The organism is Allobosea sp. P5_A5 (genome assembly GCF_056400625.1).
In genome coordinates, this window is record NZ_JBFUKY010000007.1 from 106,965 (window position 1) to 120,679 (window position 13,715).

A 13,715-nucleotide genomic window follows, 5' to 3' on the forward strand; every position below is an offset into this window, starting at 1 on the left:
AGCGCATTTGCGTCTCCCGCACTGACCTCCGCATCACCGCGATCATGCAACGATAAAATCTGGAGAAACGCTCATGACCCTCTCGCGCCGCACGCTGCTCAAGGCCACCGCCGCCGCTTCCGCCATCGGGACCTTCCAGATCGGGCGCGCGAACGCCCAGAGCGCCGAGTTCACCTATAAATACGCCAACAACCTGCCCGTCGCGCACCCAATGAATGTGCGGGCGACCGAGGCCATGGCCAAGATCAAGGACGAGACCAAGGGTCGCGTCGATATCCAGATCTTCCCCAACAACCAGCTCGGCTCCGACACCGATATGCTGAGCCAGGTCCGTTCCGGCGGCATCGAGTTCTTCACGCTCTCGCCGCTGATCCTGTCGACGCTGGTCGCCAATGCCTCGCTCTCCGGCATCGGCTTCGCCTTCCCGAACTATGACGCGGTCTGGAAGGCGATGGACGGCGAGCTCGGAGCTTACGTCCGCGGCCAGATCGGCAAGGCCAACCTCGTGGTCATGGACAAGATCTGGGACAACGGCTTCCGTCAGATCACCTCGTCCAGGGGCCCGATCAACACGCCCGACGACCTGAAGGGTTTCAAGATCCGCGTCCCAGTCTCGCCGCTCTGGACCTCGATGTTCTCCGCCTTCCAGTCCGCCCCGGCGAGCATCAACTTCGCCGAAACCTACAGCGCGCTGCAGACCAAGGTCGTCGACGGCCAGGAAAACCCGCTCGCGATCATCTCGACCGCCAAGCTCTTCGAGGTACAAAAGTATCTCTCGCTGACCAACCACATGTGGGACGGCTTCTGGTTTCTCGGCAACCGCCGCGCCTGGGAGAAGCTGCCGGAGGATTTGCGCGCCATCGTCTCCAAGAACATCGACGCGGCCGCCTTGCTCGAGCGTGTCGACGTCGCCAAGCTCAATGCCGGCCTCCAGGGCGATCTCCAGTCCAAGGGCATGACGATCAACGAGACTAAGGCGGAAGCCTTCCGCGACGCGCTGCGCAAGGCCGGTTTCTATGCCGACTGGAAAAAGAAATACGGCGACGAGGCCTGGACCATCCTCGAAAAGGCCGTCGGCAGCTCGCTGAGCTGACACCTTCGAACACCCATCGCGCAGCCCATAAGAGCGCGAGGAACCCTCTCCCATAGGGAGAGGGCAGGGTGAGGGGTCGGCCGTTGGGCATTGTAGCCTAGACCTGACCGCAGCTGCGGTTAAGTCATAGCGAACTGGTCAAGGGGCCGACACCTCACCCCTGCCCCTCTCCTTACAGGAGAGGGGTTTCCTGCGCCCATCGTCCCAATCATCGAAAGACCTCCTCATGCCCGGCCGCCTCGACGGCAAGATCGCCATCGTCTTCGGCGCCGGCTCCTCCGGCCCCGGCTGGGGCAACGGCAAGGCCGCGGCCGTCGCCTATGCCCGTGAGGGCGCGGCTGTTGCCTGCATCGACCTGAACCGGGATGCCGCAGACGAAACCGCGCAGATCATCGCCGGCGAAGGCGGCCGGGCGCTGGCGCACGCGGCGGACGTCACCAATCTCGCCTCGGTCGAAACCTGCGTCGCTGAAACAATGCGCGTCTTCGGCCGGCTCGACATCCTCCACAACAATGTCGGCGTCACGCATATGGGCGGCCCGGTCGAGCTCTCGGAGGCGCAGTTCGAGGCCTCGCTGCAGCTCAATCTCGGCTCGGTCTATCGCTGCGCCAAGGCCGCGATCCCGGCCATGCTGAAGGGCGGCGGCGGCGCCATCGTCAACATCTCATCGCTCGCGGCCATCCGCTGGACCGGCTACCCCTATTTTGCCTATTACGCGACGAAAGCGGCGGTGAACCAGGCGACCGTCGCGCTCGCGATGCAATACGCGAAGCAGAATATCCGCGCCAACTGCATCATGCCGGGTCTGATCGATACCCCCCTGATCTACAAGCAGATTTCGTCGCAATACGCCTCCGTCGAGGAGATGGTCGCCGCCCGCAACGCGCAGGTGCCGATGGGCAGGATGGGCACCGCCTGGGACATCGCTAACGCCGCCGTGTTCCTCGCCTCCGACGAAGCGAAATTCATCACCGGGGTCTGCCTGCCGGTCGATGGCGGCCAAAGCTGCGCGACGGGACAGCCCGGCTGAACGCGCGGAAGGCTGAGCGCACGGCGAGCTGACGCCCCATTCCCGCCGTGGAACGCTTGCTCCGCCCCGCCTTCGCTGCCAGAACGGGAAGACAACGAGAATCCGCGACGCGAACGGACATGCTATGAGCGACCTGGCGAGCGAGCTTCCGCGAGATTTCGACAATCTGCGATCGCTGATCCTCGCCAAGCGCGAGAGCCTGCCGAAGCGCATCGCCCAGATCGCGGCTTACGCGCTCGACAACCCCGACGAGATCGCGTTCGGCACGGCCGCGAGCATCGCCGTCTCCGCCGGTGTGCAGCCCTCCACTCTGATCCGCTTTTCCCAGCATCTCGGTTTCGACGGCTTCACCAGCCTGCAGGGCGTTTTTCGCGAGAGACTGCGCGAACGCAATTCGAGCTATGAGGAGCGGCTGGCGGCGCTGCGGGACGACGACGACACCGTCGCCGGCAACCACCGTATCCTCGACGGTTTCCTCACCGCCTCGCGGAAATCGCTCGATGTGATGAGCCGCAGCATCGACGAGGCGACGCTGGACCGGGCGATCGAGCTGCTGGCCGGCGCCGACACCATCTACATTCTGGCGCGCCGCCGCTCCTACCCGGTCGCGAGCTACCTGGCCTATGTGCTGGCAAAGCTCGAAGTGCGGGCCCAACTCGTCGAATCGGCTGCGGGCCTGAACGCCGAGATCACCTCCTTTGCGGGGCGTAAGGACGTGGCGCTGGTCGTCAGCTTCGCGCCCTACACCCCGACGACGATCGAGGGGGCGCGGGATCTCGTGGAGCGCGGCGTGCCCGTCGTCGCGATCACCGATAGCGCGTTTTCGCCGCTCGCCGGCTTCGCGGATATCTGGTTCGAGGTGGCAGAGGCCGATTTCGGCGGCTTCCGCACGCTGACCTCGACCATGGCGCTCGCCATGGCGCTGGCCGTGGGAGTCGGCGAAGCCCGGCGTGGCGCGCTCCCTGCCAAACGCCGCGTCCGCCCGTCAAATTGACAGGAACGAACGTTCCGCGTTGACGAAATAATGGAATTATTATTTCATGGCGGCTCAACGCGGCGCCCTTCCATCCGGACGCTGCGACCATAGCCGGGAGGACATCATGACGGGACCGCTCAGCGGATCGGCGCAGGCGCTCGACGTGATCACCATCGGCCGCGCCTCGGTCGATCTCTACGGCCAGCAGATCGGTTCGCGGCTGGAGGATGTCACCTCCTTCGCCAAATCGGTCGGGGGCTGCCCGGCGAATATCGCGATCGGCACAGCCCGGCTCGGCCTGCGTTCGGCCTTGCTCAGCCGCGTCGGCAACGAGCAGTTCGGCCGCTTCCTGCGCGAGCAGCTGGCGCGCGAAGGCGTCGATCTCGATGGGCTCAAGACCGATCCCGAGCGGCTCACCGCGCTCGCCATCCTTTCGGTCGAAAGCGACAAATCCTTCCCGCTGCTGTTCTATCGCGACAACTGCGCCGACATCGCGCTGGACGAAGGCGACATCGACCCGGCCTTCATTGCGCGGGCCCGCTCCGTGGTCGTCACCGGCACGCATTTTGCCAAGCCCAGTCCCGAAGCAGCCCAGCGCAAGGCGATGAAGCTGATGCGCGAGGCCGGCGGCAAGGTCGTGCTCGACATCGATTACCGCCCCAACCTGTGGGGTCTCGCCGGGCATGATGCGGGCGACAACCGCTACATCGCCTCGGCCGCCGTCTCCGACCGGATGAAGACCGTCCTGCCCGGCTGCGACCTGATCGTTGGCACGGAGGAGGAGGTGCTGATCGCGTCGGGCGAAAACGAGCTTTTGTCCGCCTTGAAGACGATCCGCGCGCTGAGCGCGGCGACGATCGTGCTGAAGCGCGGGCCGATGGGCTGCATCGTCTATGACGGCGCCATCCCGGGCGATCTTGAAGACGGCATCGTCGGCAAGGGCTTCCCGATCGAGGTCTACAACGTGCTCGGCGCCGGCGACGCTTTTATGTCGGGCTTCCTGCGCGGCTGGCTCGGCGGTGAGAGCCTGCAGACCGCCGCGACCTGGGCCAATGCCTGCGGCGCCTTCGCTGTCTCCCGCCTGCTCTGCGCGCCGGAAATCCCGACCTTCGCGGAGCTGCAATATTTCCTTGCGCATGGCAGCCCGCACCGGGCGCTGCGGAAGGACGAGGCGATCAACCACGTCCATTGGGCGACGACCCGGCGCCGAGACATTCCCTCGATGATGGCGCTGGCCTGCGACCACCGCTCGCAGCTGGAAGAGCTCGCGATGAGGCTTGGCGCCGAGCCGGCCCGCATCCGCGATTTCAAGGTGCTCGCGGTCAAGGCCGCCGCCCGCGTCGCCGCCGGCCGCCCAGGCTATGGCATGCTGCTCGACGAAAAGCATGGCCGCGAGGCGATGTACGAGTACGCGCGTCATTCCTTCGACTGGCTCGGCCGCCCGGTCGAGCTGCCGGGCTCGCGCCCGCTCCGGTTCGAGGTCAGCCAGGACATCGGTTCGCTGCTGCCGGAATGGCCGGTCGATCACTGCATCAAGGCGCTGTGCTTCTATCACCCCGACGATCCCGCCGAGTTGAAGCACGAGCAGCAGGAGAAGCTGCGCGGTCTGTTCGAGGCGTCCCGAAAGGTCGGTCGCGAGCTGCTGATCGAGATCATCGCCGGCAAGAACGGCCCCCTCGCAACGGATACTGTCGCGCGGGCGCTGGAGGAGCTCTATGCGCTCGGCATCAAGCCCGATTGGTGGAAGCTGGAATCGCAATCCTCGGCTGCGGCTTGGGCGGCGATCGAGAATACCATCGCAAAGCATGATCCATGGTGCCGGGGCGTTCTCCTGCTGGGGCTCGACGCGCCGGCCGAGGAACTGGAAGCGGGCTTTGCCGCAAGCACCAGTGCGCCCATCGTGAAGGGCTTCGCCGTGGGCCGCACCATCTTCATGAACGCCGCCGAGGGCTGGCTTGGGGGCACATTGTCGGATGAAGCCGCCATCGCCGACATGGCCCGGCGTTTCGAGGCGCTGACCGGCCTGTGGCTCTCCACACGCGGCCGCAAGGCGGCCTGATTCATGTTCGGTCTGGAGCCCCATCTGTCATTCCGGGGCGCGCTTCAAGCGCGAACCCGGAACCCACGACGGGATGAGACATTTCGAACCCGATTGCGACCGGATCACCAGGTCGTGGGTTCCGGGCTCTTCGCTCCGCGAAGCCCCGGAATGACAACGTCACGTCTGACAAAGAGGCGGAAGCCGACATGACCCGTACCATCCGCCTCACCATGGCGCAGGCGCTGACGCGCTATCTCGCCGCCCAGATGACCGAGATCGACGGGCAGCGCCTGCCGATTTTTGGCGGGGTCTGGGCCATTTTCGGCCATGGCAATGTCGCCGGCATCGGCGAGGCGCTCTGGCACGAGCGCGAGCGCTTGCCGACCTTCCGCGCCCATAACGAGCAGGCCATGGCACACGCGGCCATCGCTTATGCAAAGGCGAATATGCGCCGTCGCTTCATGGCCGCGACGACCTCGATAGGCCCCGGCGCGACCAACCTCGTCACCGCCGCAGCACTCGCCCACGTCAACCGCCTGCCGATCCTGCTGCTGCCGGGCGAGGTCTTCGCCAACCGCATTCCCGATCCCGTTCTCCAGCAGGTCGAAGCTTTCGGAGACGGCACGGTTACCGCCAATGACTGCTTCAAGCCGGTTTCGCGCTATTTCGACCGGATCGCCCGGCCCGAGCAGATCATCCCGGCGCTGGCCCGCGCGATGCAGGTGCTGACCGATCCGGCGGAATGCGGCCCGGTGACGCTGGCCCTGTGCCAGGACGTTCAGGCCGAAGCCTATGACTATCCGGAGAGCTTCTTCGCAGAACGGCTCTGGACACCGCGTCGCCCCCGCCCCGACCGCAGCGAGTTGAAGGCCGCAGCCGATGCGCTGAAAGCCGCCAAGAAGCCGCTCATCGTCGCCGGCGGCGGCGTGCTTTATTCCGAGGCCAGCGCCGAACTCGCCCGCTTTTCAGCCGCGACCGGCATTCCCGTCTGCGAGACGCAAGGCGGCAAATCCGCCCTGCCCGACGACAACGCCCTCAACATGGCCGCCATCGGCGTGACCGGGACGACGGCGTCAAACCGTCTCGCCGCCGAGGCCGACCTGATCCTCGCCGTCGGCACGCGCCTGCAGGATTTTACCACCGGTTCGTGGGCTTTGTTCGGCGCTTCGGCTAAGACGATCATCGGCCTCAACGTCCAGCCTTTCGATGCCGGCAAGCACCGCGCCTTGCCTGTAGTCGCCGATGCGCGCGAGGGTCTGGCGGAGCTTGCCGAGGCCATTGGTGGCTGGACCGCCCCCGAGAGCTGGACCGCCGACGCCAAGGCCGGCAAGGCGGAATGGCAGCGGGAAGCGGGACACGTCACCGCCGCCAGCAATGCCGCCCTGCCCTCGGATGCGCAAATCATCGGCGCCGTCCAGCGCGCGCTCGGCTCCGACGTCATCCTGCTGCACGCGGCCGGCGGCTTGCCCGGAGAGCTGCACAAGCTCTGGCAGGCCGGCGCGCCCGGCTCCTACCATGCCGAATATGGCTTCTCCTGCATGGGTTATGAGATCGCGGGCGGGCTGGGCGCCAAGATGGCGAAGCCCGAGAAGGAGGTTGTCGTCATGGTCGGCGACGGCTCCTATCTCATGCTCAATTCCGAGATCGCCACGTCGGTGATGCTGGGTCTCAAGCTCACCATCGTGCTGCTCGACAATCGCGGCTATGGCTGCATCAACCGGCTCCAGAACGCGACCGGCAGCCCGAGCTTCAACAACCTCCTCAAGGATGCCCGCCACGAGACACTGCCGGAGATCGACTTTGTCCAGCACGCCGCCAGCCTGGGCGCGATCGCGACGAAGGCTGCCTCCATCGCGGAGCTGGAAGCGGGCCTGGCGCAGTCCAGGGCGAACACCCGCACGACCGTCATCGTCATCGACACCGACCCGCTGGTCTCGACCGAGGCCGGCGGCGCCTGGTGGGATGTCGCGGTGCCCGAGGTCAGCGAGCGCGAACAGGTGCGAGCGGCGCGGGCGAGCTATGACGAGCTGCGCAAACAGCAGCGCGTCGGCGAGTGAGCCCATGACGTCATTACGAGGAGCGAAGAGACGAAGCAATCCAGGGGCGGCAGAACTCTACGCCCCCTGGATTGCTTCGCTTCGCTCGCAATGACGGGTGAGACAGTTATCAGGAGAGAATAGGCGAATGATCCGCATCGGCGCGAACCCTATCGGCTGGTCCAATGACGACTTGCTGGAGATCGGCGGCGATATTCCGCTCGAAACCTGTCTGAATCAGGCGCGCGAAGCCGGCTTCACCGGGATGGAACTTGGCAACAAATTCCCGCGCGAAGCAGCCAGGCTGAAGCCGATCCTCGACGCGCACGGCCACGCTCTGGTGTCCGGCTGGTACTCCACCGAATTGCTGGTCAGGGATGTGGCCGCCGAGCTGGACGCAGTAAAGGCTCATGCGACGCTGTTGCGCGATATGGGTTGCGCGGTCCTGATCGCGGCCGAAACCTCGAACGCCATTCATTCCGACATCGCCAAGCCGCTCTCGGCTCGCCCTGTTCTGGCAAAAGCCGGTTGGGATGATTTCGGTGCGCGCTACACCGGTTTCGCGGAAGCCGTGCAGGCTGAGTACGGTCTGCAACTCGTCTACCACCACCACATGGGCACGGTGGTGCAGACCGAAGCCGAGATCGACCGTTTCATGCAGGTCACCGGCGACCCGGTCGGATTGTTGCTCGACACTGGCCATGCGACCTGGGGCGGGGGCGATCCCGCCCGCATCGCCCGCCATTGGAAGCCACGCATCCACCATGTCCACTGCAAGGACATCCGCGAAGAGGTGATGTGGCGCTCCAACCGCGAGGACTGGTCCTTCCTCGAATCCGTTCTGGCCGGCGTCTACACCGTGCCGGGAGACGGCCTCATCGACTATGTCCGCGTGCTCAAAGAGCTGCAGGGTTATTCCGGCTGGATCGTGGTCGAGGCCGAGCAGGACCCGAAGAAAGCCGAGCCCGCGACGTATGCGAAGCTCGGCCACGCCAATCTCAGCCGCTTCATCACCGAGGCGGGATTAGCGTAGCGCTCGTCATTCTCGGGCGAAGCGAAGCGCAGACCCGAGAATCTCATGACGAAAGAGGCGCCTTCTCCGTCAAGAGATGCTCGGGTCGAACCCGAGCATGACGCGCAGGCATCCGATAGGAACCACCCATGTCGCATCTCAAAATCCGCCCCAACGGCACTCAAGGCCGCGTCACCCATGTCACGCCGGAGAGCGCCGGCTGGACCTATGTCGGCTTCGACCTGCACCGCCTGAAGCCGGGCGAGACCGTCTCGGCGCCAACCGGTGACCGGGAAGCCTGCCTCGTCTTCGTCACCGGCAAGGGCGAGGCGATGGCGAACGGCGCGGCTTTGGGCGAACTCGGGCAGCGCATGAGCCCCTTCGAAGGCAAGCCCTGGTCGGTCTATCTCCCCGAGGGCTCGGACTGGACGGTTACCGCCACCACCGATCTGGAACTTGCCGTCTGCACCGCGCCTGGGCTCGGCGGCGGCCTGCCTGTGCGGATCATCCGCCCGGACGATCTCGGGCAGGAAATTCGCGGCAAGGGCTCCAACACCCGCCACGTCACCAACATTCTACCGGAGAATCAGCCGGCCGATTCGCTGCTGGTCGTCGAGGTGATCACACCGGCCGGCAACACCTCGAGCTACCCGCCGCACAAGCATGATCAGGACGATCTGCCACGCGAATCCTATCTCGAGGAAACCTATTATCATCGCTTCAACCCGCCGCAGGGGTTCGGCTTCCAGCGGGTCTATACTGACGACCGCAGCCTCGATGAGGCGATGGCGATCGAGAATGGCGATGTCGTGCTGGTGCCCAAGGGCTATCACCCTTGCGCCACCTGCCACGGCTACGATCTCTATTATCTCAACGTGATGGCCGGCCCCAGGCGCACCTGGAAATTCCACAACGCGTCAGAGCACGAATGGCTGATGAAGAGCTGATTGCCTTGAGACAGGCTCAGCCCGTGCTGCATCGATAGACGGTGCCTGTGGTTTTCAGGCCCTTCCACTTGACGTCGGCCACCGTCGAAAAGACATGCGTCCCGCCGAGTTCCGCGCCCCGGATTTTCAGCCGGGCCAGCACGATGTCACGCGTCTTGTCGACCGGCACGAAGCCTTCATAGCCCGAGACTCCGTCGATTTCGCCGAGCTTGGTGCAGCTTGCGACGACCTTGTCCGCGTCGGTGACCACCACGACGCTGGTGCGCGAGGTTTGATAGGCGCAGGCGCCGAAAAACAGGGCCGGCGCCAGAATCAGGAAGCGGGGGTTCAAGGCGACACTCTCCATGTTGGACATCCATGATCGGTGCTTGGGCGACAAAGGCAAGCCCCCGCGCGCCCACCCTCTGTCGGCGACGGCCGATCTCCGTCCTGTCTGGCAAGTGCTTAACCGAAACCCGATCGATGTCTTGACCCGCCGTCGCGGCTGCATTTAAGTCCGCGCAGGCCATGGGAGGCTAAAGAGGAAAAACAATGCGTAGCATTTTGATCGTCGGGGCCTTGGCTGCCCTGCTTGCCGGCTGCCAGACCGCGCAGGAATCGATGGCTAATGCCGAGGTGGATTGCCAGGGTCAGGGCTTCCGCCCGGGCACACGCGCCTATCAGCAGTGCCGTTCCGCCAACTATACCGAGAATCGTCGCGCGTCGAACGAGGCCGGCAGCGCGGTTGCGGCCGGCGTGGCCGCTGGTGTCGTCGGTGGCGCCATCGCAGCGAGCGCCCGCCCGAGCTATTACGGCGGTGGCTATTATCGTCGCGGTTACTACGGCCCCGGCTACTGGTACTGAGTTCGACGGCTCTTAGCCCGTTCAACGAAAAGACCCTGCCGAGCGACGCTCGGCAGGGTCTTTTTTATGCGATGTGCGATGTGCGTCAGGAGGCGCGGCGCGTCCCGCGACGGCGCGTCTGCGAGCGCGGCGCCTCGTCGGACGACGCATTGGCAGCAGCCGCGCTCAGCATCGAACCGATGAAGTACACGGCGATGCCGACGCCGAGCAGCGCCGCAATCGGCTCACGTTCAGCGCGCTTGGCCAGCATCCGCCCGCCCATATCGGCGTAGTCGCGGGCACGGGACGCATACTCGCTGGCGCGGTCGGAATACTCGTCGGCATCGTTGCGATGGGCGCGGAACCACTTGCTCCCTTCCTTCATCGCACGATCGCGGGCGTCGGCGGCCTGCGAACCGTAATCCTGGAACAGGCCGCGCAGGCGACCATAGTCCGGCTGATAACGGTCCCAGCGGGAGGACGAGGTGTCGCGCATCGCGGCCCAGGCGACCAGACCGACACTGAGCGCGCCGAGACCGAAGGCCGCGAGCGGATGCCGCTCCACGGCATCAACGACCGCACGTCCGCCTTCCTTGGCCAACTCGACCGGGTCGGTTTCGTCCCAGCTCTCCTTGGCACGCTCATACTGGTCCTTGACCGTCTCGGTGGCCTTGTCGGCGATGTCGCCGGCCTTGTCGCGCAGCGTCCGCACGGTGGCGCCGGCCTCGTCGCGGGCTTCGTCCCAATCCTTGGGGACATCGGGCGGGAAGGAAGGATTGTTGATCGCCATCGCGGGACACTCCGTTCGTAGCTTGTTGCGGGCGCACCGAACGCCGATCACCGGCAATTCGGTCTTGGCGATTGAACAATCGAGTCTGCGGAGGGTTCCCTTCCTGTGACGAAAACGCGCTGTCGCATCTCGCGCCTCCGTTCTGCCGCTCGTTTCGTTTCGTCGCCGCCCAGCCACATCCGAGACATGATTCGATGGGACCAATGGCGTCATAGGGGCCAGTCAACGAGAAGGAGACGCTCATGCACGTTCAGCACCTCCAGATCGCACATCCCTTTGTGCTGTCGGATCCCGAATGGATCGCGCTCGAGAGCATCGAGGACAAGACGCGGCATTTCATCTTCGATGAGACGATGCTGTTTTCATTGAAGGATCGCGGTCTGGTCGAAACCGACGGGTCGCAGTGGCGCGTCACGAAAACCGGCCGCAAACGCCTGGTGGACCGCGACTGACATTTCGGCGGCCGGTCTGCGGCGGACGAAGACAAACCTGTTTGGGCGGCGCTGGACATCCTCTGGCGCCGTTGCCATGTCAGGGCCTGTTCATCGCAAGCGGGGCCTCATGGAAAAGCCGGTTTCCATCACGATTTCACACGATCTCGGCCGCGAAGTCGCGATCGGGCGGCTGCGGAGCGGGCTCGACCGCGTGCGCGACCGCCTGGGCATGGTGAAGATGCAGCTTGTCGAGGAGCGCTGGGAAGGCGACAGCCTACATTTCGGCGTCGCGGCCTTGGGCCAGACCGTCAATGGCCGGCTCGACGTGGCGGATGATCTGGTGCGGGTCGAGGTCGCCCTGCCCTGGCTGCTGGCCGCCTTCGCCGAAAAGGTCAAGCTCGGCGTGCAGAAGCAAGGGCAGATCCTGCTCGAAAAGCCGAAGACCTGACTCAAGCCGAAGACCTCACTCACGTATGCACGCGCGGTTCACGCGTCGCATGAAGCAGTGCGGCCTTGAAAGTCGTACGACTTTTGGTTGAATTTGCGGCAGCGAGGCCTCATGGTCGAGGCCATTCCAACCGCTTCGTTTTCCTCGTCTTTTCCAGTTTGAGAGATCCATGCACCCCGGCCCGCTGATCGCCATCATCGTTGCGGGCCTTGGCCTTGCCTTCGTCTTCGGAGCGCTTGCCCATAAATTGCGGATTTCCCCGCTGGTGGGGTACCTCGTCGCCGGCGTAGCCGTCGGCCCCTTCACGCCGGGGTTCGTCGCCGACCAGAACCTCGCCAACGAACTCGCCGAAATCGGCGTCATCCTGCTGATGTTCGGCGTCGGGCTGCATTTCTCCCTGAAGGAGCTGCTCTCCGTCAAAACCATCGCGGTGCCCGGCGCCCTGGTGCAGATCACGGTCGCAACAGCGATGGGCCTGGGTCTCGCTCTGCTGCTCGGCTGGGGTTGGATGGCCGGCCTCGTCTTCGGCCTTGCCTTGTCGGTCGCGAGCACCGTCGTGCTGTTGCGCGCGTTGCAGGAGCGGCGCCTTGTCCAGACCGAGAAGGGGCGCATCGCCGTCGGCTGGCTGATCGTCGAGGATCTCGCCATGGTGCTTGCGCTCGTCGCCCTGCCGGCGATCGCGGATGCACTCAACGGGCCGAAGCCCGGCGCGCCATCGCCGCTTTCGACGCAGTTCGATCTCGGCCTTTGGGGCGTATTGGGGCTGACATTGGCGAAGGTCCTGGCCTTCGTCGCGTTCATGCTGATCGTCGGGCGCCGCGTCATTCCCTGGGCGCTGCACTGGGTGGCGCATACCGGTTCGCGCGAACTCTTTCGCCTCGCAGTCCTGGCTCTGGCCCTGGGCGTTGCCTATGCGGCGGCGGTGCTCTTCGGCGTGTCCTTCGCGCTTGGCGCTTTCTTCGCCGGCATGATCCTCTCGGAATCGCCGCTCTCGCAGCGGGCGGCCGAGGAAACCCTGCCGCTGCGCGATGCCTTCGCCGTGCTGTTCTTCGTCTCGGTCGGCATGTTGTTCGATCCCGGCATATTGCTGCGCGCGCCCTGGCCGCTGCTGGGCACGCTGGCGATCATCCTCGTCGGCAAGTCGCTCGCCGCCTGGCTGATCGTGCGCGCCTTCGGCCGCTCCAATTCGGTGGCGCTGACCATCTCGGCGTCACTGGCGCAGATCGGCGAATTCTCCTTCATCCTCGCCGGGCTCGGGACTTCGCTCGGCATCCTGCCGGCGCAGGGGCGCGACCTTATCCTCGCCGGCGCGATCCTCTCGATCCTCCTGAATCCGGTGATGTTCGCGATCGTCGACCGTTTGAGGCTGGGCGAAGCGCCGGCGGCCAAGCCGAAACTTGACGGGGCGATCCACGATAGCGGCGCCCCGCACGCCCCTGCTCCCGCGACGCCTGAACCTGCCGCCCAGCCCGATCGGGACATCGTCCCGACCGCGCTTTCCGGCCACATCGTCGTGGTCGGCTATGGCCGCGTCGGCAGCCTGCTCGGCGCAGGGCTGCTTTCGCAAGGCGCCAAGCTGCTGGTGATCGAGGACAATCCCTCAGCCGTCGAAACGGCGAAGCGCGACGGCGCCGAACTGCTCATCGGCAATGCCGCCGACCCGGAGGTGCTGGCCGCAGCCGGTGTCGACCGCGCGATCCGGCTCTTCGTCGCGATCCCCGGCAGCTTCGAGGCCGGCCAGGTCTGCCAGCAGGCTCGCGGCGAGAACGGCCTGTTGCCGATCGTCGCCCGCGCCCATTCCGATGCCGAAGTCGAGCATCTCTCGAAATGCGGCGCGACTCTGACGATCATGGGCGAGGCCGAGATCGCCCGCGCCATGCTGTCGATGTGCCAGAACCTGCGGGAGACGGGCGAGCGTCCGGCCGCTGACGGAAACGCCGCCAGCCCTGTCACTGAAACGGCGACCGAGCCGGCCGACGACCCCGTTCAGACCGCGGCACCTGTTCGCCTGCCGAAACCGCCCACCGATACCTCGACGGCGGCCTGAAGGCTCCGCTTCATCCCCGGCTCACTCCAGGGTGAAGCG

13 protein-coding genes are annotated in these 13,715 nt (G+C 65.4%); 11 read left to right on the forward strand and 2 right to left on the reverse strand.

Features of this window, described 5'->3' with window-relative positions; translation table 11 throughout:
* The first annotated feature begins 73 nt into the window (after positions 1–73).
* The 7 genes from AC1DR6_RS15190 to iolB all read left to right on the forward strand — a co-directional run bounded on the left by AC1DR6_RS15190 (position 74) and on the right by iolB (position 9,135).
* Positions 74–1,093 carry a TRAP transporter substrate-binding protein gene (locus tag AC1DR6_RS15190; RefSeq protein ID WP_476830081.1) on the forward strand — a complete coding sequence of 340 codons (1,020 nt, stop codon included), beginning with the start codon at positions 74–76 and terminating at the stop codon, positions 1,091–1,093.
* Positions 1,094–1,319: 226 nt separating this feature from the next.
* On the forward strand, positions 1,320–2,123 hold the full coding sequence (locus AC1DR6_RS15195; protein WP_476830082.1) for an SDR family NAD(P)-dependent oxidoreductase: 804 nt from the start codon (positions 1,320–1,322) through the stop codon (positions 2,121–2,123).
* Between the two features lie 124 nt (positions 2,124–2,247).
* Positions 2,248–3,117: a MurR/RpiR family transcriptional regulator gene (locus AC1DR6_RS15200; protein ID WP_476830083.1), complete on the forward strand. Its 870-nt coding sequence runs from the start codon at positions 2,248–2,250 to the stop codon at positions 3,115–3,117.
* A gap of 106 nt (positions 3,118–3,223) precedes the next feature.
* Positions 3,224–5,158 (forward strand): bifunctional 5-dehydro-2-deoxygluconokinase/5-dehydro-2-deoxyphosphogluconate aldolase, encoded by a 1,935-nt coding sequence (locus AC1DR6_RS15205; RefSeq protein ID WP_476830084.1) that lies wholly within the window; start codon positions 3,224–3,226, stop codon positions 5,156–5,158.
* A 188-nt stretch (positions 5,159–5,346) separates the two neighbouring features.
* Positions 5,347–7,197, forward strand: coding sequence for a 3D-(3,5/4)-trihydroxycyclohexane-1,2-dione acylhydrolase (decyclizing) (gene iolD / locus AC1DR6_RS15210; RefSeq protein ID WP_476830085.1), 1,851 nt, complete (start codon positions 5,347–5,349; stop codon positions 7,195–7,197).
* A 127-nt stretch (positions 7,198–7,324) separates the two neighbouring features.
* Positions 7,325–8,209 (forward strand): myo-inosose-2 dehydratase, encoded by an 885-nt coding sequence (gene iolE, locus AC1DR6_RS15215; RefSeq protein WP_476830086.1) that lies wholly within the window; start codon positions 7,325–7,327, stop codon positions 8,207–8,209.
* Between the two features lie 128 nt (positions 8,210–8,337).
* On the forward strand, positions 8,338–9,135 hold the full coding sequence (gene iolB / locus AC1DR6_RS15220; protein WP_476830087.1) for a 5-deoxy-glucuronate isomerase: 798 nt from the start codon (positions 8,338–8,340) through the stop codon (positions 9,133–9,135).
* Positions 9,136–9,151: 16 nt separating this feature from the next.
* On the opposite strand, the gene AC1DR6_RS15225 is transcribed toward iolB, so the two are convergent.
* Entirely contained in the window at positions 9,152–9,481 is a 330-nt protein-coding gene (locus AC1DR6_RS15225; protein WP_476830088.1) for a hypothetical protein, read from the reverse strand.
* 185 nt (positions 9,482–9,666) lie between these two features.
* Between AC1DR6_RS15225 and AC1DR6_RS15230 the strand changes: the two genes are divergently transcribed.
* Positions 9,667–9,978: a hypothetical protein gene (locus AC1DR6_RS15230; RefSeq protein WP_476830089.1), complete on the forward strand. Its 312-nt coding sequence runs from the start codon at positions 9,667–9,669 to the stop codon at positions 9,976–9,978.
* 85 nt (positions 9,979–10,063) lie between these two features.
* Here AC1DR6_RS15230 and AC1DR6_RS15235 read toward each other — a convergent pair whose 3' ends face one another.
* Complete coding sequence (locus AC1DR6_RS15235) at positions 10,064–10,747, reverse strand: hypothetical protein (RefSeq protein WP_476830090.1); 684 nt, start codon at positions 10,745–10,747, stop codon at positions 10,064–10,066.
* Between the two features lie 242 nt (positions 10,748–10,989).
* Between AC1DR6_RS15235 and AC1DR6_RS15240 the strand changes: the two genes are divergently transcribed.
* The 3 genes from AC1DR6_RS15240 to AC1DR6_RS15250 all read left to right on the forward strand — a co-directional run bounded on the left by AC1DR6_RS15240 (position 10,990) and on the right by AC1DR6_RS15250 (position 13,676).
* Complete coding sequence (locus AC1DR6_RS15240; RefSeq protein WP_476830091.1) at positions 10,990–11,199, forward strand: hypothetical protein; 210 nt, start codon at positions 10,990–10,992, stop codon at positions 11,197–11,199.
* Positions 11,200–11,275: 76 nt separating this feature from the next.
* Positions 11,276–11,629: a polyhydroxyalkanoic acid system family protein gene (locus AC1DR6_RS15245; RefSeq protein WP_476830092.1), complete on the forward strand. Its 354-nt coding sequence runs from the start codon at positions 11,276–11,278 to the stop codon at positions 11,627–11,629.
* A 169-nt stretch (positions 11,630–11,798) separates the two neighbouring features.
* Complete coding sequence (locus AC1DR6_RS15250) at positions 11,799–13,676, forward strand: cation:proton antiporter domain-containing protein (protein WP_476830093.1); 1,878 nt, start codon at positions 11,799–11,801, stop codon at positions 13,674–13,676.
* The last annotated feature ends 39 nt before the right edge of the window (positions 13,677–13,715 follow it).